General features: G+C 72.6%; 23 protein-coding genes. 14 read left to right on the forward strand and 9 right to left on the reverse strand.

Annotation, left to right across the window (positions count from 1 at the left end):
* Positions 1-194 precede the first annotated feature (194 nt).
* Positions 195-1,022, forward strand: a complete 828-nt coding sequence (locus ACFV2S_RS12785) for a BRO family protein (protein ID WP_385557074.1) — start codon at positions 195-197, stop codon at positions 1,020-1,022.
* On the opposite strand, the gene ACFV2S_RS12790 is transcribed toward ACFV2S_RS12785, so the two are convergent.
* Positions 1,007-1,423: a hypothetical protein gene (locus tag ACFV2S_RS12790; protein WP_385557077.1), complete on the reverse strand. Its 417-nt coding sequence runs from the start codon at positions 1,421-1,423 to the stop codon at positions 1,007-1,009. The genes ACFV2S_RS12785 and ACFV2S_RS12790 overlap by 16 nt on opposite strands.
* Before the next feature lie 74 nt (positions 1,424-1,497).
* Here ACFV2S_RS12790 and ACFV2S_RS12795 point away from each other — a divergent pair, with 74 nt between their 5' ends.
* From ACFV2S_RS12795 to ACFV2S_RS12835, 9 genes are all read left to right on the forward strand, one after another.
* Positions 1,498-2,364 carry a DUF2797 domain-containing protein gene (locus ACFV2S_RS12795; protein WP_385557080.1) on the forward strand — a complete coding sequence of 289 codons (867 nt, stop codon included), beginning with the start codon at positions 1,498-1,500 and terminating at the stop codon, positions 2,362-2,364.
* A gap of 75 nt (positions 2,365-2,439) precedes the next feature.
* The gene (locus ACFV2S_RS12800; RefSeq protein WP_385557083.1) at positions 2,440-2,775 is read left to right on the forward strand and encodes an antibiotic biosynthesis monooxygenase family protein; all 336 of its coding nucleotides are present in this window, start codon (positions 2,440-2,442) and stop codon (positions 2,773-2,775) included.
* Complete coding sequence (locus tag ACFV2S_RS12805) at positions 2,762-3,745, forward strand: amidohydrolase family protein (protein ID WP_385557086.1); 984 nt, start codon at positions 2,762-2,764, stop codon at positions 3,743-3,745. Before ACFV2S_RS12800 ends, ACFV2S_RS12805 begins: the two co-directional genes overlap by 14 nt.
* Before the next feature lie 79 nt (positions 3,746-3,824).
* On the forward strand, positions 3,825-4,568 hold the full coding sequence (locus ACFV2S_RS12810; RefSeq protein WP_385557089.1) for a response regulator transcription factor: 744 nt from the start codon (positions 3,825-3,827) through the stop codon (positions 4,566-4,568).
* A gap of 5 nt (positions 4,569-4,573) precedes the next feature.
* On the forward strand, positions 4,574-6,100 hold the full coding sequence (locus tag ACFV2S_RS12815; RefSeq protein ID WP_385557092.1) for a sensor histidine kinase: 1,527 nt from the start codon (positions 4,574-4,576) through the stop codon (positions 6,098-6,100).
* A 26-nt stretch (positions 6,101-6,126) separates the two neighbouring features.
* On the forward strand, positions 6,127-7,518 hold the full coding sequence (locus ACFV2S_RS12820; protein ID WP_385557095.1) for a glycosyltransferase: 1,392 nt from the start codon (positions 6,127-6,129) through the stop codon (positions 7,516-7,518).
* A complete protein-coding gene (locus tag ACFV2S_RS12825) occupies positions 7,515-9,677 on the forward strand; it encodes an ArnT family glycosyltransferase (protein WP_385557098.1) in 2,163 nt (720 codons plus the stop codon). The genes ACFV2S_RS12820 and ACFV2S_RS12825 overlap by 4 nt, the downstream gene beginning before the upstream one ends.
* A gap of 75 nt (positions 9,678-9,752) precedes the next feature.
* Positions 9,753-11,252, forward strand: coding sequence for an MFS transporter (locus ACFV2S_RS12830; RefSeq protein ID WP_385557101.1), 1,500 nt, complete (start codon positions 9,753-9,755; stop codon positions 11,250-11,252).
* Between the two features lie 35 nt (positions 11,253-11,287).
* Positions 11,288-12,061: a TetR/AcrR family transcriptional regulator gene (locus ACFV2S_RS12835; RefSeq protein WP_385557104.1), complete on the forward strand. Its 774-nt coding sequence runs from the start codon at positions 11,288-11,290 to the stop codon at positions 12,059-12,061.
* Positions 12,062-12,242: 181 nt separating this feature from the next.
* Here the strand turns inward: ACFV2S_RS12835 and ACFV2S_RS12840 are convergent, their stop codons facing one another.
* Positions 12,243-13,838 (reverse strand): MDR family MFS transporter, encoded by a 1,596-nt coding sequence (locus ACFV2S_RS12840; protein WP_385557107.1) that lies wholly within the window; start codon positions 13,836-13,838, stop codon positions 12,243-12,245.
* A gap of 15 nt (positions 13,839-13,853) precedes the next feature.
* Positions 13,854-14,303, reverse strand: coding sequence for a MarR family winged helix-turn-helix transcriptional regulator (locus tag ACFV2S_RS12845; protein ID WP_385557110.1), 450 nt, complete (start codon positions 14,301-14,303; stop codon positions 13,854-13,856).
* A 160-nt stretch (positions 14,304-14,463) separates the two neighbouring features.
* Here ACFV2S_RS12845 and ACFV2S_RS12850 point away from each other — a divergent pair, with 160 nt between their 5' ends.
* On the forward strand, positions 14,464-14,697 hold the full coding sequence (locus ACFV2S_RS12850) for a hypothetical protein (RefSeq protein WP_383796906.1): 234 nt from the start codon (positions 14,464-14,466) through the stop codon (positions 14,695-14,697).
* A 73-nt stretch (positions 14,698-14,770) separates the two neighbouring features.
* Here the strand turns inward: ACFV2S_RS12850 and ACFV2S_RS12855 are convergent, their stop codons facing one another.
* Positions 14,771-15,370: a TetR family transcriptional regulator gene (locus ACFV2S_RS12855; RefSeq protein WP_385557114.1), complete on the reverse strand. Its 600-nt coding sequence runs from the start codon at positions 15,368-15,370 to the stop codon at positions 14,771-14,773.
* 82 nt (positions 15,371-15,452) lie between these two features.
* Between ACFV2S_RS12855 and ACFV2S_RS12860 the strand changes: the two genes are divergently transcribed.
* The 3 genes from ACFV2S_RS12860 to ACFV2S_RS12870 are packed head-to-tail and all read left to right on the forward strand — an operon-like array spanning position 15,453 to position 17,914.
* On the forward strand, positions 15,453-16,376 hold the full coding sequence (locus ACFV2S_RS12860; RefSeq protein ID WP_385557117.1) for an oxidoreductase: 924 nt from the start codon (positions 15,453-15,455) through the stop codon (positions 16,374-16,376).
* A gap of 57 nt (positions 16,377-16,433) precedes the next feature.
* Positions 16,434-17,006, forward strand: a complete 573-nt coding sequence (locus ACFV2S_RS12865; protein WP_385557283.1) for a TetR/AcrR family transcriptional regulator — start codon at positions 16,434-16,436, stop codon at positions 17,004-17,006.
* Positions 17,003-17,914: an alpha/beta fold hydrolase gene (locus tag ACFV2S_RS12870; protein ID WP_385557120.1), complete on the forward strand. Its 912-nt coding sequence runs from the start codon at positions 17,003-17,005 to the stop codon at positions 17,912-17,914. Before ACFV2S_RS12865 ends, ACFV2S_RS12870 begins: the two co-directional genes overlap by 4 nt.
* Here the strand turns inward: ACFV2S_RS12870 and ACFV2S_RS12875 are convergent.
* The 5 genes from ACFV2S_RS12875 to ACFV2S_RS12895 form a co-directional block, all read right to left on the reverse strand.
* On the reverse strand, positions 17,895-18,719 hold the full coding sequence (locus ACFV2S_RS12875) for a hypothetical protein (RefSeq protein WP_385557123.1): 825 nt from the start codon (positions 18,717-18,719) through the stop codon (positions 17,895-17,897). The genes ACFV2S_RS12870 and ACFV2S_RS12875 overlap by 20 nt on opposite strands.
* A 50-nt stretch (positions 18,720-18,769) precedes the next feature.
* Positions 18,770-19,675: an RNA polymerase sigma factor SigF gene (locus ACFV2S_RS12880; protein WP_383800150.1), complete on the reverse strand. Its 906-nt coding sequence runs from the start codon at positions 19,673-19,675 to the stop codon at positions 18,770-18,772.
* A 235-nt stretch (positions 19,676-19,910) separates the two neighbouring features.
* Positions 19,911-20,759, reverse strand: coding sequence for an RNA polymerase sigma factor SigF (locus ACFV2S_RS12885; protein ID WP_383800147.1), 849 nt, complete (start codon positions 20,757-20,759; stop codon positions 19,911-19,913).
* Positions 20,760-20,972: 213 nt separating this feature from the next.
* On the reverse strand, positions 20,973-21,266 hold the full coding sequence (locus ACFV2S_RS12890) for a Dabb family protein (protein ID WP_385557127.1): 294 nt from the start codon (positions 21,264-21,266) through the stop codon (positions 20,973-20,975).
* Between the two features lie 9 nt (positions 21,267-21,275).
* The gene (locus ACFV2S_RS12895; protein WP_352017991.1) at positions 21,276-21,440 is read right to left on the reverse strand and encodes a hypothetical protein; all 165 of its coding nucleotides are present in this window, start codon (positions 21,438-21,440) and stop codon (positions 21,276-21,278) included.
* Between the last annotated feature and the right edge of the window lie 480 nt (positions 21,441-21,920).

Genomic DNA, 21,920 nt, shown 5'->3' on the forward strand with positions numbered 1-21,920 from the left:
GTTTCCCTCCCCCCGGGGTGTCTATATTTACTCGTTGGTGCGTTTCCTCAGCCTGTCGGGCCCAATGTAGCCGGGGGTTGGGTCTGGTTCTCGGTGGAATCACCGAGAACCCTCCCCTTTTGGGTGAACCTGTCTGATTTGCATGTCAGTTGAATATGCCCTCGGCCTAGCTTGCGAGGCGGAGGTGATGATCGATGGACGCGATCGACATCGATGACCTGGTGCACGCCGCCACCGGAGCGCGCCTGCGGCGGCTGACCGCCCCGGACGGGTCCCACTGGTTCCCGGTGGTGGACGTGGCGAAACGGCTGGGGTACACGGGGACGCGGGAGGCGCTGCGGACCGTCACCCTGCCCGAGGAGTGCCTGGCGGCCGCGCGGGACCTCGGCGGGGGCGAGGGCCTCCCCGGCCGGTCCTCCGGGATCCGGGCGTCGACCCGGATGGTGAGCCTGGAGGGGCTCGTCCAGCTCGTCGGGGCGTGCCGCAGACCGGAGGCCGGGCCGTTCCGGGCATGGACGGCGGGGGTCGTGGCGGCGGTCCAGCGGTACGGCGGATACGGGCTCGAACCCTCGCCGGTGCACTCCGGGTTCCTGCTGCCGCCGGGGCTCGTCGACGTGCTCGTCCGGCTGGAGGGGAGCTTCGACGAGCGGGCCGCCCCGTACGCCGAGCACGTCGAGTACGCGGAGCTGCTCCGCGAGACCCGGCAGAACCTCTCCAGGGTCGCCGACTCCCTGGAGCGTCTCGCCGTGCCGCGTCAGCGCACCGGAGCCGCCGTCGCGCTCACCCCGCAGGAGCTCGTGGAGTCCTGGGCCATCACCGGGGACGTGCGGACGGTGGCCTCGTTCCTGGCGCCCGGGCTCGTACGGGGCGGGGTGCGCTACCGGCCGCAGGACGTCACCCGCCGCACCGGCCTCTCCGGCGAGCGCGTCCGGGACTGCGTCCGCCTCCTGCTCGAACGGGGCTGCATGCGCGAGGTGGGCAGCCCGGCGCCGGACGGGACCCGCATCTACGTGCTGCCCTGACCCCAGCCGTCCCGACGGGCCCGCGCCACCGCCACCACCTGGTGGGCGTCGGCGTACACGATCCGCCCCGGGTCCGCGGACTCCAGCCGTACGCAGGGCACGCCGTGGTCCCGCAGGATGCGCAGGTACGGGGCGACCCTGGCCAGCGCCTCGGTCGCGGTGGGGCGGAACCAGGCGGCGGCCCCCGGGTTCACCGCGGGGTCGTAGACCGTCGGGTCCACCGTCGTCGGGTTCGGGAAGTGCGCGTCGTACCAGTCGTTCGAGGCGCGCCAGACCGCGTACTCGTCGGCGGAGAGCCGGCCCTCGCGGGCCAGCGCGTTCGCCAGGCCGAAGACGCCCGGGTGGTGGCCCCGAGGGCTCCTGGCCGGGGACTGGAAGCGGATGTGGCGGAGACTGGACACCGGAGCAGGCTAGGCCGTTTCTTTCGGATCGAGCCCGGCAAGATCCGAAAGAGACGGGCTGGAGGGGTGCGCGCGTGGAGTGGTGGTGCCGGGGGATCGGCTGGGCCGGCGGGGTGCCCGGGCTGCGGTGGCGGGGCGGGAAGGTCAGCGCGCTCACGTACGGGCAGCGGCTCGCCTTCCGTGCGGTCGGGGTCCGGCGGTGCCCCGGTGCCCGCGGGAACCCCTGTCCGACAGAGGCCGTCGTGCCCGGCCGTGCCACCGGCGGGCGGTGCCCGGAGTGCGCGCGGCTCGACCGGGCCCACTCCGTCGCGGCCGACACGATCGCCGACGACCCGCAGCCCTACCGTGTGTACCTGGCCTGGTTCGGGCCCGGGATGACCAAGGTCGGGATCACCGCCGAGGCCCGCGGCGAGGCCCGGCTCCTGGAGCAGGGCGCCGTCGCGTTCAGCTGGCTCGGCCGGGGTCCGCTGATGGCCGCCCGGCGCACCGAGGAGGTGCTGCGGCAGGCCCTCGGCGTGCCCGACCGGGTGGCGTACGAGCGGAAACGGGCCGCCCGGCACGCCCTGCCGCCTGCCCCGGAACGAGCCCGTGAGGTCGAGGCGCTGTACCGGCGGGCGCGGGCGGTCGGCGGCTGGACGGAGACCCTGGAGCCGGTGGAGTTCGCCGCGCGGGACCACGCGGCGGCGTTCCACCTCGACGGGCTGCCCCGCCTCGACGGCACCGTCACCGAGCTCGTCGGCGGCGGCGTCGTGACCGGGCGGCTGCTCGCCGCCGCCGGTCCCGACCTGCACCTCCTCGCCCCCGACGGGCGCTGTCTCGCGCTGGACACCCGGCTCATGGGCGGCTGGATCCTGGAGGCCGCGGGGGACGAGGACGGCCTCTCGGTGCCGGTGACGGCGGTGGCCGGGGCGGCCCTCGGCGCCCAGGAAGGGCTCTTCTGATCACTTCGTAAAGTCTTGGATCCCTTTCCCCGGCCGCCGTGGACATCCCGCCACCGCCCCGGCGAGGGTGATCACATGACCCCGAAGCTGGTGGCGGGCATCGAACCGCCCTACTACACCGCCGTGTTCACCTCCGTCCGTCCCGACGCCCCCGAGGGCTACGCCGAGACGGCGACCCGGATGCACGAGCTCGTCCGGGACGTCCCCGGCTTCCTCGGCTACGAGTCGGCCCGCACTCCCGGTGGCATCGGCATCACCGTCGCCTACTTCCGCGACCTGGAGGCCCTGGACGCCTGGCGCCTCCACACCGAGCACCAGGCGGCCAAGGCGCACGGCCGGAAGCACTGGTACGACAGCTACAGCGTCCACATCGGCAAGGTCGAGCGGAGCTACGGCTATGAGCGCGAGTGACCACGACGGGGCGCGGGCGCGGCCCGACGGCGATGCGCTGCCGGATCGGCCGGACGGCGATGCGCTGCCGGAGCGGCTCGACGGCATCGGGCCGCCTCCGCAGCTCGACGCCGATGCGCTGGTGGCGCGCCTCGGCCTGCCCGGACTCGTCGACGTGCACACGCACTTCATGCCGCAGAACGTCCTCGACAAGGTCTGGGCGTACTTCGACGCCGTCGGCCCCCTCACCGGCGTCGCCTGGCCCATCACCTACCGCGAGGAGGAGGAGCGCCGGGTCGCCCTCCTGCGCGGCTTCGGGGTGCTCGCCTTCACCGCGATGCTCTACCCGCACAAGCCCGGCATGGCCGCCTGGCTGAACTCCTGGGCCGCCGACTTCGCGGCCCGCACCCCGGACTGTCTGCACACGGCGACGCTCTTCCCCGAGCCGGGCGCCGACGCGTACGTCCACCAGGCGCTCGACGCCGGCGCCCGGGTCTTCAAGGTGCACCTCCAGGTCGGCGACTTCGACCCGAACCTCCCCGAGCTCGACGGCTCCTGGGGCGCCCTGGAGGACAGCGGCACGCCCGTCGTCGTGCACTGCGGCTCCGGTCCGAGCCCGGGCAGGTTCACCGGCCCCGGGCCCATGGGGCGGCTGCTCGCCCGGTACCCCCGGCTGCGCGTGATCGTCGCGCACATGGGGATGCCGGAGTACGGCGACTTCCTCGACCTGGCCCAGCGGTACGAGGGTGTCCACCTCGACACGACCATGGCCTTCACGGACTTCAGCGAGCGGCTCGCGCCGTTTCCCGGGACCGAGCGGGAGCGGCTCGTCGACCTCGGCGACCGGATCCTGCTCGGCTCGGACTTCCCGAACATCCCGTACCCGTACGGCCACCAGCTCCACGCCCTCGAACGGCTCGGGCTCGGGGACGACTGGCTCCGGCGCGTCCTGTACGAGAACGGGGCCGCGTTGTTTCACGTGAAACCCTGAGCGGCCCGCGCGTCCCTTTCTCAGGGAATTCACAGGAAAGGGAAAGGGACCTCTCAGTGGCGGCGGACACCGTGATGCCATGACCGTCACCACACGCCGCACCGGCACCCACGCCGACATGCTCCGCGCCGACGGAACCGCCGTCCGGGTCCTCGTCGTCGACGACGAGGCCTCGCTCTCCGAGCTGCTCTCCATGGCCCTGCGCTACGAGGGATGGCAGGTCCGCAGCGCCGGGGACGGGGCCGCCGCCCTCCGCTCCGCGCGCGAGTTCCGGCCCGACGCCGTCATCCTCGACATCATGCTCCCGGACGTCGACGGACTGAGCCTGCTCGGCTCGATCCGCCGCGAGCTGCCCGACGTCCCCGTGCTGTTCCTGACCGCGCGGGACGCCGTCGAGGACCGCATCGCCGGGCTCACCGCCGGCGGGGACGACTACGTCACCAAGCCCTTCAGCCTGGAGGAGGTCGTGGCCCGGCTCCGCGGCCTCATCCGCAGGTCGGGGGCCGCGCAGACGCGCAGCGAGTCCCTGCTCGCCGTGGGGGACCTGACCCTGGACGAGGACAGCCACGAGGTCACCCGGGGCGGCGACTCCATCCACCTCACCGCGACGGAGTTCGAGCTGCTGCGGTACCTCATGCGCAATCCCCGCCGGGTGCTCAGCAAGGCGCAGATCCTCGACCGGGTCTGGTCGTACGACTTCGGCGGCCAGGCCAACGTCGTCGAGCTCTACATCTCCTACCTGCGCCGGAAGATCGACGCCGGCCGCTCGCCGATGATCCACACCCGGCGCGGCGCGGGTTACCTGATCAAGCCGGGGGAGTAGGTCCCGTGCGTCTGCGACGGGGGCGGCCGTGGTCGCTGCGGACACGGCTCGTCGTCTCGGCGGTCGCGCTGATCGCGGTCGTCGCGACCGTGATCGGCACGGTGACGACGATCGCGTTCCGCTCGTACCTGTACGACCAGGCCGACGAACAGGTACGGGCCGTCGCGCACCGGGCCGCCGGGCCGCCGGTCGCCCTGCCCGTGCCCGTCCCCGAGGAGGCGCGGGGCCGGGATCCGCTCGGCTTCGTCATCGGGCCGGGGACACCGCACGGCACGCTCGGGGCCGTCCTCACGGCCGAGGGCGTCTCCTCCGCCGGAACCCAGGCGGAGGCCGAGGACAACGGCGTGTACGGCACGAAGTTCCGGATCAAGGACCTGGATGCGGCCCAGCTGGCCGCGCTCGCCGCCGTCCCCCGTGACGACCGGCCGCACACCGTCGATCTGCCCGGCGGGCTCGGCGCGTACCGGGTCGCGTACGCCACCGGGGCCAACGGCGCGTTCCTCATAGGCCTCCCCCTCACCGAGGTCGAGGACGCCCTCTCCACCCTCGTCCTCGTCGAACTGAGCGTCACCGCCGCCGGACTCGTCGCGGCCTCGCTCGCCGGGACCGTGCTCGTCCGGATCGCCCTCCGCCCGCTGCGCCGCGTCGCCATCACCGCCCGCCAGGTCGCCCGTCTCCCCCTGCACAGCGGGGAGGTGGCGCTCCATCAGCGCGTCCCGGAGGCCGAGGCCGACCCGCGCACCGAGGTCGGCCAGGTCGGCGCCGCCCTCAACCGGATGCTCGACCACGTCCATTCCGCCCTCGACGCCCGCCAGCAGAGCGAGACGCGGGTCCGGCAGTTCGTCGCGGACGCCAGCCACGAGCTGCGCACCCCGCTCGCCTCGATCCGGGGATACGCGGAGCTCACCCGGCGCGGCCGCGAGGAGTGCGGTCCCGACACCCGGCACGCCCTCGGCCGGATCGAGTCCGAGGCGACCCGGATGACGGGCCTCGTCGAGGACCTCCTGCTGCTCGCCCGGCTCGACGCCGGCCGGCCCCTGTCGTACGAGACCACCGACCTCGTCCCCCTCGTCGTGGACGCCGTCGGCGACGCCCGCGCCGCGGGCCCCGACCACCACTGGCGGCTCGAACTGCCCGAGCAGGAGGCCCTCGTACGGGTCGACGGCGCCCGGCTCCAGCAGGTCCTCGTCAACCTCCTCGCCAACGCCCGTACCCACACCCCGCCCGGCACCAAGGCCACCGCACGCGTCCGCACCGAGGGCACGACGGTGTGCGTGGACGTCGAGGACGACGGCCCCGGCATCCCGCCCGAGCTGCTCCCCGCCGTCTTCGAACGCTTCGCGCGCGGCGACGCCTCGCGCTCCCGGCACGCCGGATCCACCGGCCTCGGACTCGCCATCGTCCGTGCGGTCGTCCTCGCCCACGGCGGGGACGTGACGGTCGAAAGCGCCCCCGGACGGACCGTCTTCACCGCCCGGCTGCCCGCCGCACCGCACTCACAGGCGGCGCACAGGCTCATCACACAGCCGTGACAGCGGGGCCCGGAAGGGTCCCCGTCATGCGAACCCAAACCCTCGGGGAAGCCCTTCCCGCCCGGGAGCACCTGCCGGTGAACGTCGCCGGACGGCCCGTCCTGGACGTGGTGATCCCCGTCTACAACGAGGAGAAGGACCTGGAGCCGTGCGTCCGCCGGCTCCACGAGCACCTCCTCCGGACCTTCCCCTACGGCTTCCGCATCACCGTCGCCGACAACGCCTCCACCGACACGACGCCCGCCGTCGCCGCCGCCCTCGCGGCCGAGGTGGCCGAGGTGCGCTCCGTACGTCTGGAGCAGAAGGGCCGCGGCCGGGCGCTGCGGACGGTGTGGTCCGCCTCGGACGCGCCCGTCCTCGCCTACATGGACGTGGACCTGTCCACCGACCTCAACGCGCTGCTCCCGCTGGTCGCACCCCTCATCTCCGGTCACTCGGACCTGGCGATCGGCTCCCGGCTCGCCCGCTCCTCGCGGGTGGTGCGCGGGCCGAAGCGGGAGTTCATCTCGCGCGCCTACAACCTGATCCTGCGCTCCTCGCTCGCCGCGCGGTTCTCCGACGCGCAGTGCGGCTTCAAGGCCATACGGCGCGAGGTCGCCGAGCGGCTGCTCCCGATGGTCGAGGACACCGGCTGGTTCTTCGACACCGAGATGCTGGTCCTCGCCGAGCGGGCCGGGCTGCGCATCCACGAGGTGCCGGTCGACTGGGTCGACGACCCCGACTCGACCGTCCACATCGTGAGGACGGCGACGGACGACCTGAAGGGCGTGTGGCGGGTGGGGCGGGCCCTCGCGACCGGTTCGCTGCCGCTCGACCGGCTCGCCCGGCCCTTCGGCGACGACCCCCGGGACCGCGAGCTGAACGGCGTGCCGGGCGGACTGGCCCGCCAGCTCGTCGGCTTCTGCGTGGTCGGGGCGCTGTCCACGCTCTTCTACCTCGCGCTCTACTCGGCCTTCCGTCTCGGCGTGGGCCCGCAGCCCGCCAACGCCGCCGCGCTCCTCGTGTCCGCCGTCGCCAACACGGCGGCCAACCGGCGCCTCACCTTCGGCGTGCGGGGCCGGGACCGGGCCGTCCGCCACCAGGCGCAGGGGCTCGTGGTCTTCGCCATCGGCCTGGCCCTGACCAGCGGTTCGCTCGCCGCCCTCGGCGCGGCGACCGGTGATCCCGCGCACTCCACCGAGCTCGCCGTCCTGATCGTCGCCAACCTCGCAGCGACCGTCCTGCGCTTCCTGCTCTTCCGCCTCTGGGTGTTCCCCGAGCGCCAGGCCCCCCAGGCCGCCTGCCCTCAGGCCGCCTCCTCGCAGGGCCCCTCCTCGCAGGCCATTTCCTCGCAGCCCACCTGCCCGCAGGCGACAACCTCCCCGCAGCCCGCCCCCGTCCTGTCCTCCCCGCAGACCTCCGCAAGGGACGAACGATGACCACCCTCTCCCCCGCCGTCCCCGCGGCGCCCCACCCGGGCCGGCTCGCCCGGCTGTGGCGCGGTCGCGCCGAGGACGCCCCCTGGGTCCGTCCCGCCTTCCTCGGCCTGCTCGCCGCCACCGCGCTGCTCTACCTGTGGAACCTGAGCGCCTCCGGATACGCCAACTCCTTCTACTCCGCCGCCGTGCAGGCCGGCGGCGAGAGCTGGAAGGCCTTCTTCTTCGGCTCGCTCGACGCGGCCAACGCCATCACCGTCGACAAGCCGCCGGCCGCGCTGTGGCCGATGGCGCTGTCCGTCCGGCTCTTCGGGCTCGGCTCCTGGCAGATCCTCGTGCCCGAGGTGCTCATGGGCGTGGGCACCGTGGCCGTGCTCTACGCGGCCGTGCGCCGGCGGTTCGGCGCGGGCGCGGGCCTGATCGCGGGCGCGGTCCTCGCGCTGACGCCGGTCGCCGCGCTGATGTTCCGCTTCAACAACCCGGACGCGCTCCTCGCGCTGCTGATGACGGTCGCGGTGTACTGCGTGCTGCGGGCGCTGGAGCAGGAGCGGGGCGCCGCGAGGTGGCTGGTGGGGGCGGGCGTGGCGTTCGGTGTCGCGTTCCTCGCGAAGACGCTCCAGGCCTTCCTGATCCTGCCGCCGCTCGCGCTGGTGTACCTGGTGTGCGCGCCCGGCGGGTTCGCGCGGCGGCTCGGCCGGCTGGGCCTCGGCGGGCTCGCGATGCTCGTCTCGGCGGGCTGGTGGGTGGCCCTGGTCGAGCTGTGGCCGGCGGCCTTCCGTCCGTACGTCGGAGGCTCGCAGAACAACAGCTTCCTGGAGCTGACCTTCGGCTACAACGGCCTCGGCCGCATCAACGGCGACGAGACCGGCAGCGTCGGCGGCGGTGGCGGTCCCGGCGGTGGCACGGGCGGGGGCCGCTGGGGCGAGACCGGCGTCGTCCGGATGTTCAACGACTCGGTGGGCGGTCAGATCTCCTGGCTGCTGCCGGCCGCGCTGGTCCTGCTCGTCGCGGGGCTCGTCGTCACCCGGCGGGCGCCCCGGACGGACACCGCGCGCGCCGCGTTCCTGGTGTGGGGCGGCGCGCTCCTGATGACGCTCGCCGTGTTCAGCTTCATGGCCGGCATCTTCCACGAGTACTACACGGTGGCGCTGGCCCCGTACCTCGCGGCTCTCGTCGGCATGGGTGCGGCGGTGCTGTGGGAGGAGCGCACGCGCTGGGCGGCCTCGGCGGTGCTCGCGGGGACGGTGGCGGTGACGGTCTGGTGGGCCTGGACGCTGCTCGGCCGTACGCCGGACTGGCTGCCGTGGCTGCGCTGGGCGGTTCTGGTGGCGGGTGCGGCGGCCGCGTCGGGGCTGCTCCTCGCGGGCCGGGTCGACCGGCGGTTCGGGCTCGCGGCGGCGGGACTCGGCCTGACGGCGGGGCTCGCGGGGCCCTTCGCGTACACCCTGGCGACGGTGGACGCCGGGCATCAGGGTTCGATCGTGACGGCGGGTCCGGCGGGCGGCGCGATGGGCGGTCGCGGCCCGGGCGGCGGCCGGCTCTTCGAGGGCGGGACGATGCGGGGCGGCGGGATGCCGGGCGGGGGCCAGATGCCGGGCGGTCCGGGCGGGCAGATGCCCGGCGGAGGCCAGATGCCCGGGGGTCAGGGCGGGCAGATGCCCGGCGGCCAGGGCGGCGGGATGCCCGCCGGCACCCCGCCCGGCGGTGCCGCCCTGGAGGGCTTCGGCCCCGGTGGCAACCGGCGCCCCGGCACCGGCGGCGGGATGGGCGGCCTGCTCAACGGCGCCAGTGTCGGTGCGAAGGCGAAGGCCGCCCTGCTCGCCGACGCCGACACGTACACCTGGGTCGCGGCCACGGTCGGCGCGCAGAACGCCGCCAGCTACCAACTCGCCACGGAGAAGCCGGTCATGGCGATCGGCGGCTTCAACGGCAGCGACCCGTCCCCGACGCTCGACCAGTTCAAGCAGTACGTCGCCGAGGGGAGGATCCACTACTTCATCGGCGGCGGCGAGGGCGGCGGAGCCGCCGGTGAGGGCGAGGGCGGCCGTGGCGGCTTCGGCGGTCCCGGCGGCGACTCCGAGATCTCCACGTGGGTGTCGGAGACCTTCGAGAAGGTCACGGTCGACGGCGCCACCTTCTACGACCTGACCCGCCCCCAGTAATCGCTATACAGCGTACGAGAGCTCTTGTACGGTGTACGAGCCTTGGTCTCGTACACCGTATAGGAGTCTCCTGTCATGACAGCTACCGGCGGCCATCCGCAGCGCTGGCTGATCCTCGGCGTCATCTGTCTCGCCCAGCTCACCGTGCTGCTCGACAACACCGTGCTCAGCGTCGCCATCCCCTCGCTGACCTCGGAGCTCCACGCCTCCACCACCGACATCCAGTGGATGATCAACGCGTACTCGCTCGTCCAGTCCGGCCTGCTGCTCACCGCCGGGAACGCCGCCGACCGCTACGGCCGCAAGAAGCTCCTCGCCGCCGGCCTCGCGCTCTTCGGCCTCGGCTCGCTCGCCGCCGGTCTCGCCGGCTCCACCGGGCAGCTGATCGCCGCCCGCGCGGGCATGGGCGTCGGCGGCGCGCTCCTGATGACGACGACCCTCGCCGTCGTCATGCAGATCTTCGACGACTCCGAGCGGGTGAAGGCCATCGCGCTCTGGTCCACGGTCGCCTCGCTCGGCTTCGCCGGCGGCCCGCTGATCGGCGGCGTCATCCTCAACCACTTCTGGTGGGGAATGATCTTCCTGATCAACATTCCGGTGGCGGTCGTCGCGCTCGTCGCCGTCCTCAAGCTCGTCCCGGAGTCCAAGAACCCGCAGGGCGAGCGCCCCGACCTGCTCGGCGCGCTGCTCTCCACCATCGGCATGACCGCCGTCGTGTACGCGATCATCAGCGGTCCCGAGCACGGCTGGCTCTCCGCGCAGGTGCTCGTCCCGGCCGCGATCGGTGTCGCCGGCCTGGGAGCCTTCGCGCTGTGGGAGCTCCGCACCCCGTACCCGATGCTGGACATGCACTTCTTCCGGAACCAGAAGTTCATCGGCGCCATCGGCGGCTCGATCCTGGTCGTTTTCGGCATGGGCGGCTCGCTCTTCCTGCTCACCCAGCACCTGCAGTTCGTCCTCGGGTACGAGCCGCTCGAAGCCGGTCTCCGGATGGCGCCGCTCGCCCTGACGATCGTCGGCCTCAACCTGACCGGCGTCGGTCCGAGGATCGTCATGAAGCTCGGCACTCCGCCCACCGTCGTCCTCGGCATGACGCTGGTCGCGGCCGGTCTCACCTCGATCTCGCTGCTCGGCGGCGGCACGGACGGCAGCTACTGGGGCATGCTGCTCGGCCTGGTCCTGATGGGCGTCGGCATCGCGGTCTCCTCCCCGGCCATGGCCAACGCGGTCATGAGCGCGATCCCGCCGGAGAAGGCGGGCGTGGGCGCCGGCATCAACGGCACCCTGGCCGAGTTCGGCAACGGCCTGGGCGTCGCCGTCCTCGGCGCCGTGCTCAACGCCCGCTTCGCCGCGCTCGTCGCCGTGACCGCCACCTCGCTCCCGGCCGCGCTCGCCGCCGCGGGCGGCGAGGCCGAACGGCGTCAGATCTCGGACGCCTTCGCCTCCGGGCTCCAGACCAGCCAGCTGGTCGGCGCGATCGCCGTCTTCGCCGGCGGACTGCTCGCGGCCGCGCTGCTCAGGCGCGCCGAACGCGCGGAGAAGGCCGTGGCGCCCGAGCAGGCGGTCGCTGCCTAGCATGGTCACGGACCGCTGACAGACGGAGGAACGCGATGGTCAAGGCAGCCGATCGGGCCAAGAACCCGGCGCGTTCCAGCGTCTGGCTGGAGAAGAGGGCCGCCCGCAGCGGTGGCGGCCCGGCCGGGCTCGACCGGGACCGGATCGTCACCGCGTCCATCCGGATGCTCGACGAGGAGGGCCTGGCCGGGCTGTCGATGCGCAAGCTCGCGACCGAGCTGAACGTCACGGCGATGTCCCTGTACTGGTACGTGGACACCAAGGACGACATCCTCGAGTACGCCATGGACAGCGTCTACGGGGAGATCGACCTCGCGGCGGTCGACGCCGCCGGGGACTGGCGGGACCGGATCCGGCTGCTCGCCCTGGACTACCGGCGGATGCTGGTCCGCCACTCCTGGATGTCGCCGAGCGCCGGCCAGTACCTGAACATCGGCCCGCACGCGATCGCCGTCAGCCAGAAGATCCACGACACGGTCGCCGAGACCGGCCTCTCGCTGGACCGGCGGCCGAGCGCGATGTCGGCGGTGTTCCAGTTCGTGTACGGCTACGGGACGATCGAGTCCCAGTTCGGCCGGCGCGCGGCGGAGGCGGGCATGTCGCAGGACGAGTTCTACGTGGACTCGGTGAACGCCTTCCGCGACGACCCGGACCTGACCGAGCAGGTGGAGGGGCTGAAGGAGATCCTCGACGAGCGGACCTCGCACGACAGCCTCAGCGTCATCTGGGACCGCGACTTCGGGTACGCCCTGGACGTCCTGATCGCGGGCATCGAGGTCATGGTCGCGCGCGAGGCCGAGGGCACCTGAGAGCAGGAGCCACGGCTCGCCGGCCGCGACGGAGGCGTGACGGTGCGGCGGGGCCTGCACGGAGAGACGACGGAGCGGCGGGGCCTGTACGGAGAAACGACGGAGCGGCGGGCCGTCCCCTGCCCGCCGCTCCGTACTCGACCCGGCCGTGCCTCCGCTCGAAGCGCGGCCGGGAGCTCTTCTACTTGGCTTCCGCCTTCTCCGTGTTGCTCTTCAGGGCGACTTCCTTGATGAAGAGGGTCACCACGAAGGCGAGCAGCGCGAACGGTGCCGAGTAGAGGAAGACGTCGGCGACGCCGTGGCCGTACGCGTCCTCCATGACCGTGCGGATCGGGGCCGGCAGCTTGTCCATGTCGGGGATGCCGCCGCCCGAGCCGCCCTGGCCCAGGGCGCCCGCGGCCTTCGGACCGAGCTCGGTCAGGCCCTCCTTGACGTAGTCCGTGACCCGGTGGGCCATGACCGCGCCGAGCGCCGAGACACCGATCGCACCGCCCAGGGAGCGGAAGAAGGTGACGGTGGAGGAGGCGGCGCCGAGGTCGGCGGGGGCCACCTGGTTCTGGGTGCAGAGCACCAGGTTCTGCATCATCATGCCGAGGCCGAGGCCGAGGACCGCCATGAAGATCGCGATGTGCCAGTACGCCGTGTCGTAGCGGATCGTGCCGAGCAGGCCGAGGCCGCCGGCCGCCAGGGCGCCACCGCTGACCAGCCAGGCCTTCCAGCGGCCGGTCTTGGTGATGATCAGGCCGGAGACGGTGGAGGAGACGAACAGGCCGCCGATCATCGGGATGGTGAGGACGCCGGACATGGTCGGCGACTCGTTCCGGGCCAGCTGGAAGTACTGGCTGAAGAAGACCGTGCCGGCGAACATCGCGACGCCCACGGCGAGCGAGGCCAGCGAGGCGAGGGTGATCGTCCGGTTGCGGAAGAGGCGGAGCGGGATGATCGGCTCGCTCGCCTTCGACTCGACGAGCACGAAGACGCCGCCGAGGGCGATCGCGCCGAGGACCATGACGGCCGTCTGCCAGGACATCCAGTCGTACTTGTCGCCGGCGAAGGTGACCCAGATGAGGAGCAGGGAGACGGCGGCGCTGATGAAGAGGGCACCCGCCCAGTCGACCTTGACCTGACGCTTCACGACGGGGAGGTTCAGGGTCTTCTGCAGGACGATCAGCGCGATGATCGCGAAGGGCACGCCGACGTAGAAGCACCAGCGCCAGCCGAGCCAGTCGGTGTCGGTGATGACGCCGCCGAGCAGCGGGCCGCCGACGGTGGCGACGGCGAAGGTCGCGCCGAGGTAGCCGCTGTAGCGGCCGCGCTCACGCGGGGCGATCATGGCGGCCAGGATGATCTGGGAGAGGGCGGTCAGACCGCCGACGCCGATGCCCTGGACGACACGGCAGGCGATGAGCATGCCGGTGCTCTGCGAGAGACCGGCGACGATCGAGCCCGTGACGTAGATGATCAGGGCTATCTGGACGAGCAGCTTCTTGGAGAAGAGGTCCGCGAGCTTGCCCCAGAGCGGGGTGGTCGCGGTCATCGCCAGGAGCGCGGCGGTCACGACCCAGGTGTAGGCGGACTGGCCGCCGCCCAGGTCGGTGATGATCTGGGGGAGGGCGTTGGAGACGATCGTCGAGGACAGGATGGCGACGAACATGCCGAGCAGCAGCCCGGACAGCGCCTCCATGATCTGCCGGTGCGTCATCGGGGCGGTCTCGCCGCCACCGCCGGTACCGGTGACGCCGTCCCGCGCACCGGTGTCGGGCGTGGTCGTAGCCATGAACTTCCTTTTTTCTCAAGCGTGGTGGGCCTGGGCCCGGCAGTCCCCGAAGGAGTCGCGGAGGCGGGCGAGCAGGTGGGTGAGGAGTTCGACGTCGTCGTCGGACCACTCCGAGAGGTGACGGGAGAAGGCCTCGGTCACACGGCCGTCGAGTTCGCCGAGCTTCGCGTGGCCCGGTTCCGTGAGTCGCAGGATGCGGGAGCGCCTGTCGTCCGGGTCGGGCAGGCGCTCGATCCAGCCGCGTTCCACCGTGTGGGCCACATGGCGGCTGCACACGGACATGTCGACGGCCATCAGCTCGGCGAGACGGCTCATCCGCATGTCGCCGTGGTGCTTGACCAGGGCGAGCACGGCCGCCGAGCCGCCCTGGCAGTCGACGGGCAGGACGCGGGCGAGCCCGCGCTTCACGGCGCCGATCGCGCTCACCGAGCGGGCGAGGTCCTCGTACCTGTTCCGTGTCGCCATCGGGCACCCCCCGTCCATCTTGTTGCTTAGAGCAACCATAGAGATGGATGGTTGCTTCAGGCAAACTAAATCGGTCAAACGGCGCTAAAGAATCGGTAAAGGCCGATCAGTGGTGCCGGGGCTTGGGCCCGCCACCCCGACTTCGCTAGGGTCCTGGCCCATGGCACACAACCCCCAAGCACCGTACGGCCAGGGCCAGCCCCCTCAGGGCCCCGAGGGTTACGACCCCGCCGGCAGCACGCAGATGTTCCGCGCCTTCGTCGACGAGGGCACCCCGCAGCAGCGGCAGCCGCAGGCCGCCGTCCAGTCGGGCGGCCCGCGGGTCGGCCTGATCGTCGGCGTCGTCGCGGTGATCGTCGTCCTGGCGGCCGTCGCCTGGCTGGCGCTGGGCTGAACCTCCGAACCCCGGGAAGGGGCCGGTCCGCACTCAGCGGACCGGCCCCTTCTTTTTTACCGTCCCTCTTCTCCTATCCGGCCGTCGTCGCGTCCAGCGCGGGCGCGAGCAGCGCGAAGGCCTCCGCGATCAGCGCGCCGGGATCCTCGGCGCCCTCGCCCTCGCTCCACCGGTGCAGTACGGCGTCGAAGGCGGCCAGCGCCATGCCCGCCGCGAGCCGCGGGAAGAGGTCGGTCCCGGGATCGCGCCCGAGCCGGTCCGCCAGTTCCTCCGTAAGCTCCTCGCGCCACCGCGCCTGGTGCTCCAGGAGGCGGGCGAGCAGCGCGGGCGTCCGCAGGATCAGCCGCACCACGGGCAGGGCGCGGTCGGCGTGGTCGCCGCAGGTGGTCAGCGGTACGGAGACGGTGCGCAGGAGCGCCTCGGAGGGGCGCTCCCCGACGGGCCGGGCGGCGAGCCCCGCGCGCATGTCGGCCCCCATGCCGGCCAGGAACTGGACGACCACGTCCTCCTTCGACGCGAAGTACCGGAAGAAGGTCCGCTTGGAGACCCCCGCGGTGGTCGCGATCTCGTCGACGGTCACCGCGTCGAAGCCCCGGAGGGCGAGCAGCTGGAGCGCCGCCTCGGTGAGCTCGGTCGAGACGAGCTGGCGTTTGCGCTGGGCGAGGGTGGTCACGGCCCCGATGGTAACGCGGTGCCTTCCATGGCACCAGGGTGCATGCTTGACACTCGGTGACAGAAGAGGCAACGTGTGCCGCATGACTGACAAGCAGCGCTGGACCGCCGACCGGATCCCGGACCAGACCGGGCGGGTCTTCGTCGTCACCGGGGCCAACAGCGGTCTCGGCCTCGCCACCACCCGCGAGCTCGCCCGCCGGGGCGGGCACGTGATCCTCGCCGTGCGGGACGAGGAGAAGGGCCGACGCGCCGTCGAGTCGCTCGACGCCGACGCGCGCCTCCTCTCCGTCCGGCGGATCGACCTCGCCGACCTCGACTCGGTGCGCGCCTTCGCCGACCGCGTCCGCGACGAGCACCCCCGCCTGGACGTGCTCGTCAACAACGCGGGCGTGATGGCGCCGCCGCGCACGCTCAGCCCGCAGGGGCACGAGGTCCAGTTCGCCGCCAACCACCTCGGCCACTTCGCGCTCACCGGCCTGCTGCTCGACCTGCTGGCCGCCGGGACCGATCCCCGGGTGGTCACGGTCAGCTCGATCAACCACCGGCAGGGCGCCCTCCGCTTCGACGACCTGAGCGGCGAGCGCGGCTACGCGCCCATGGCGTTCTACAACCAGTCCAAGTTCGCCAACGCCGTCTTCGGCAAGGAGCTGCACCGCCGGCTGTCCGCGACGGCCGGCCCGGTCCGCAGCGTGCTCGCCCATCCCGGCTACACCGCGACCAGCCTCCAGATGAAGGACACCTCCGGTCTGGCGAAGCTGTTCTTCGGGCGCGTCGGCAATCCCCTGCTCGCCCAGCGGCCGGAGCGGGGCGCGCTGCCCCAGCTGTACGCGGCGACGGATCCGTCCGTCGTGGGCGGCGAGTTCATCGGCCCGGACGGCATGGGCGAACTGCGCGGCCACCCCACCCGCGTGCGCCTCTCCGCGGCCGCGGACGACCCCGGGACGGGTCGCAGGCTGTGGGAGGAGTCGGAGCGCCTGACGGGGGTGCGCTTTCTCGCTTCCTGAGCTTACCTAGGGATGCTAGCTTTCTTCCTAGGGATCCTAGGAAAGGGGGCGGTGTCCGTGGTGCGCGCGGGAATCACCGTCGACGGGCTCGTGCGGGCCGCCGCCGAGATGGCGGACGAGAGCGGCCTCGACCGGGTCACCGTCTCGGCCCTGGCACGCCGCTTCGGCGTCAAGGACGCGAGCCTCTACTCGCACATCAGGAACCTGCGGGACCTGCGGGTGCGGCTCGCGCTCCTGGCCTCGGGCGAGATGAACGACGCCATCGGCACCGCCGTCGCCGGCCGCTCCGGCCGGGAGGCGCTGGTCGCCTTCGCCGACGCCTACCGCGACTACGCCCTCGCCCACCCCGGGCGGTACGCGGCGACGCAGCAGCGGATCGAGCCCGCCGAGGTCGCCGACACCGCCGTCCTCGTGCGGGCCGTCGAGCTGACCCACGGCATGCTCCACGGCTACGGCCTGGCGGAGCCCGACCTCACCGACGCCGGGCGCCTGCTCCGCAGCACCTTCCACGGCTACATCCACCTCGAACTGGGCGGCGGGTTCGCGCACTCCCGCCCCGTCGCCGCGTCCTGGGCGCGCTCGCTCGACGCGCTCCACCACGTCCTGGAGAACTGGGGGACCACGTCATGAACGCCGGAACGCCGAAAGCCGGAACGCCGAACGCCGGAACGCCGAAAGCCGGAACGCCCAACGCCGGAACGCCGAACGCCGGAACACTCAAGGTCGCCGGGGCCACCCTGCGGTACGAGTCGCGCGGCACCGGCCCCGTCCTGCTCCTGATCCCCGGCGGCGCGGGGGACGCCGGACTGTTCGAGGGGATGGCCGGAGCGCTCGCGGACGCCGGTCACACGGTGGTCTCGTACGACCAGCGCGGCCTCTCGCGCAGCCCGCTCGACGGGCCCCTCGGCGACCAGCGGGTGACCGAGTGGCGCGAGGACGCCCTCGCCGTCCTGGACGCGGTCTCGCCGGACGAGCCCGCGTACGTCTTCGGCAGCAGTTCCGGCGCCATCGTCGCCCTCGCCCTGCTCGCCGCCCACCCGGACCGGGTGCGCCGGCTCGTCGCCCACGAGCCGCCCCTGGTGGAGCTGCTCGCCGACCCCGCCCCGTACCGCGACCACTTCGCCGAGGTGCGCGAGCTGCACCGCACGCGGGGTCTCGCGGCCGCGATGGCCCGGTTCGCCGAGACGCCGGACGGCCGGAAGCCGGAGCCCGACCCGGAGCGGCGGCACGGTGAACTGCCCGCCTCGATCCGGCCGATGGCCTCGCGCATGGCCGCCAACATGCCGGTCTTCCTGGAGCACGTCCTGTGCCCGTTCTCCTCCTCCGCCCCGGACCTGGAGGGACTGCGCGCCGCCGCCGGGAAGCTGGTGCTCGGCGTCGGGCGGGAGTCGGCGGGTCAGGAGGCGCTCGTCGGACCGTCCCGGCGGATCGCGGAGCTGACCGGCGCGGGGACCGCCGAGTTCCCCGGCGGCCACGTGGGCTGCGTGGAGCATCCGGTGGAGTTCGCGGAGGTCCTCGTCAGCTCCATGCGGCGGTGACCTCGCGGGTGTCGATCCGCATGCCGAGCGGCACCCGCCAGGAGTCCACGCACACCGTGTACGTGTGGGCCCGGGCGGTCCCGGGGGCGATCGGTGCGGGCAGCGGCTGACGCGAGTCGACGGTCGCCCAGTCGGTGCCGAGCAGTCCGATGATGTGCGTCGAGAAGCCGGCCGTGCCCGAAGTGACGGCGGAACCACCGGTGTTGCGGAAGGTCACGGTCACCCGCTGGCACCAGCGCCGGTCGCCGTCGGCCAGGCCGGGCGCGGAGACGGTGAGCACGGCGGGCCCGGGAGGGGTGGTCGGGACGGGTGAGGGCGTGCCGGGCGCGGAGGGCCGGGGCGTGGCGGAGGGGGTACGGGGCGGGGTGCCGGTGCCGCTGCCGGGCGCGGTGGTCGGGGCGGATCCCGGACCCGGACCGGAGCCGGAACCGCCGGCCGTGCCCGTCTCCGGCCCCGTCCCCGGGCTCGCGTCCGTACGAGAGGATCCGGGCGTGCCGGAGCTCCCCGGGCCCCCGGAGGTCCCGGAATGGCCCGGAGGGGCGCCGTCCGGGCCCGTGGAGGACGTCCCGGACGCTCCCGGGGCCGCGGGTGACGGGGACGACGTGCTGGACGTCGTCCCGCTCGCCGAGGGGCTCTCCAGGGGGACCAGGGTGACCACGCCCGAAGGGGCGACCGCGCCCTTCGGGGACGGGCCGGCGCCGACCGCCGCGTACCCCTCGCCGTCTCCACCGCCGCACGCGGTCAGCGCCCCGCCGAGGCAGAGCGCCACCGCCACGAGTCCTGCTCCCGGCTTCCTTCGCCTCATGCGTTCCAGTCTGACTGACGGACCGTCAGCCAGACCGGGTTTTGCGGAAGTCAGTCGGAGATGAGGCCCTCGCGCAGCTGGGCGAGGGTGCGGGTCAGGAGCCGCGAGACGTGCATCTGGGAGATGCCGACCTCCTCGCCGATCTGCGACTGCGTCATGTTGGCGAAGAAGCGGAGCATGATGATCTGCCGCTCCCTGGGCGGCAGTTTGGCGAGCAGCGGCTTGAGCGACTCGCGGTACTCGACGCCTTCGAGCGCGGTGTCCTCGTAGCCGAGGCGGTCCGCGAGCGAGCCCTCGCCGCCGTCGTCCTCGGGCGAGGGGGAGTCGAGCGAGGAGGCGGTGTACGCGTTGCCGACGGCGAGGCCGTCGACGACGTCCTCCTCCGACACCCCCAGCACGGCGGCGAGTTCGGGCACGGTGGGGGAGCGGTCGAGCTTCTGCGCGAGCTCGTCGCTGGCCTTGGTGAGGGCGAGCCGCAGCTCCTGGAGCCGGCGTGGGACGCGCACCGACCACGAGGTGTCGCGGAAGAAGCGCTTGATCTCGCCGACGACGGTCGGCATCGCGAACGTCGGGAACTCCACGCCCCGTTCGCAGTCGAAGCGGTCGATCGCCTTGATCAGGCCGATGGTGCCGACCTGGACGATGTCCTCCATCGGCTCGTTCCGCGAGCGGAAGCGGGCCGCCGCGTACCGCACGAGCGGGAGGTTGAGCTCGATGAGGGTGTCGCGGACGTAGGTCCGCTCCGGGCTGTCGGCCGCGGCGCCCTCGGTGTCCAGGGCGCGCAGCCGCAGGAAGAGGGAGCGGGAGAGGGTGCGGGTGTCGAGGGCGCCCGGCGTGACCGGCAGCGGCGGCGGCGTGACCTCCGCGCTGTCGGTCGCGGTCGGCGCCGTCGTCTGCGCCGGCACGGGAACGGGCGTGAGCGTGAGCACCTTCGAGCTGCCCAGTTCTGTGGACATGCCACCCCCTTGAGGTCGCGGACGGTCGCGGTGGCCGCGACCATCTGAGGAACGCAGCTTCCACCTGAATACCGGCGGCGGGGCTGCGGCAAACTCGGTTCCAGCAGAATGTCACATGTCGGCAACACGCTGTAGTGACTTGTCGACACGGACAGCTGACATTTCCGCAGGAAACAAGGGGTGTACGGCATTTGGGATGCCGGAGAACTGCTCCGAACCGGTCTACCCGTTCCGGTTACGCCTCGATCCTGTTTGCGGATCTCAAGCGGGCGAAGCTGCGGGCGAGGAGCCTTGACACGTGCATCTGGGAGACCCCGAGCTCCTGGCTGATCTGAGACTGGGTCAAGTTGCTGTAGTAGCGCAGCATCAGGATCCGCTGCTCGCGCTCGGGCAGCTGGACGAGCAGGTGGCGGACGAGGTCGCGGTGCTCGACCCCGGCCAGGGCCGGGTCCTCGTAGCCGAGCCGGTCGAGCAGTCCGGGCAGCCCGTCGCCCTCCTGCGCGGCCTCCAGGGAGGTGGCGTGGTACGAGCGGCCGGCCTCGATGCAGGCGAGCACCTCGTCCTCGCCGATGCGCAGCCGCTCGGCGATCTCGGCGGTCGTGGGGGACCGGCCGTGGGCGGTCGTCAGGTCCTCGGTGGCGCCGTTCACCTGCACCCACAGCTCGTGCAGCCGGCGGGGCACGTGCACGGTGCGGACGTTGTCGCGGAAGTACCGCTTGATCTCGCCGACGACGGTCGGCATCGCGAAGGTGGGGAACTGCACGCCCCGGTCGGGGTCGAAGCGGTCGATGGCGTTGATCAGGCCGATGGTGCCGACCTGGACGACGTCCTCCATCGGCTCGTTCCGGGAGCGGAAGCGGGCCGCCGCGTACCGCACGAGCGGCAGGTTGGCCTCGATGAGGGCCCCGCGCACCCGGTGGTGCTCGGCGCTGCCCGGTTCCAGGTTCTTGAGCTGTCCGAAGAGCACCTGGGTGAGGGCGCGGGTGTCGGCGCCGCGGGTGCTCTGGGGGCGGGGGCGCGGGGTCTCCGGCCCGCCGCCCGCCTCGTGCTGGGGCGGGACCTGAGGTGCTGTACTGGCCGGCACGTTCACGCCACCCCTTTGGCTGGTCTTGCTGGTCGACTGGGTCAACTACGGTCAACTCATCCATCAAAAGCGGTCATAGCATCACAAAACATGTCCACTGTGTGCAAGCACCGCATAGTGACGTGTTGAGGGCATGTTGGCGGAAAAAGGGGAGGTCACGCACGGAAAAGGCCCCCCGCCGCGACGGCAGGGGGCCTGGGAGTGAAGAGAGGACTAGAAGGCGTAGTCCGCGATCACCCAGGTCGCGAACTCGCGCCACTGCGCGACGCCCGCCTGGTGCGCGGGGTGCTCCAGGTAGCGCTGGAGCGCGTCCGTGTCCTCCACGGCCGAGTTGATGGCGAAGTCGTACGCGATCGGGCGGTCCGTGATGTTCCAGTCGCACTCCCAGAACCGCAGCTCCGGGATCTGGTCGCCGAGGGCGCGGAACGCCTCGACGCCGGCGACCACGCGCGGCTCGTCGCGCGAGACGCCGTCGTTGAGCTTGAAGAGGACCAGATGGCGGATCACGGAGAGCTCCTAGTTGACGAGTTCGGTCATGAACTGGCCGACTCCCTGGGCGGCGCTGGAAATGCCCTCGAACCCTACCTGGACCAGATCGGCCGCCCGGGCCGGGGAGGTGACGATCGTGTACAGCACAAAGACCACGACCGCGTACAGCGCGATCTTCTTCGCCTGCGCCATCTGCCCAGCCCTCCCCTGTTCCCCCGCCGTACGACCGCGCCACTCTAACCGAGGCTTTATGGACCAAGGGCCCTGCGATCGGGGCCTTTCGCCGCCCCCCGGAAGGGTGAGGGGCGCGCAGTATGGATGTCGAGCCCGGAGGATCTGGCAGGAATCCGAGGGGCTCGAAGGAACCGGCCCGCACTGCGGGGTCCGCGCCGCGAGCTTCCCCCCTGACCGCGGCGCAGGACTTGCCGGACCGGTTCTCGTCGGGGGGAGCGGCTTGTCCCCCCGATGCCGTTCCCCCCGTCCCAGGCCCCGTCCCCACGAAAAGGCCCCGGTGCGCGCCCCGAGCGAAGCGCGCACCGGGGCCTTCTCGTCCGTGCGGGAACGGGAGAACGCCGAAGGGGGGGCGCCGGGGGGGGGGGGGGGCGCGCGGGATGAGGGGTGGGGGGGGGGTTTTTAAAAAACGGGGGTTTGGCCCCACACCCAAGGTGTGGG

The organism is Streptomyces sp. NPDC059695 (assembly GCF_042733785.1).
Taxonomy (GTDB): Bacteria; Actinomycetota; Actinomycetes; order Streptomycetales; family Streptomycetaceae; genus Streptomyces.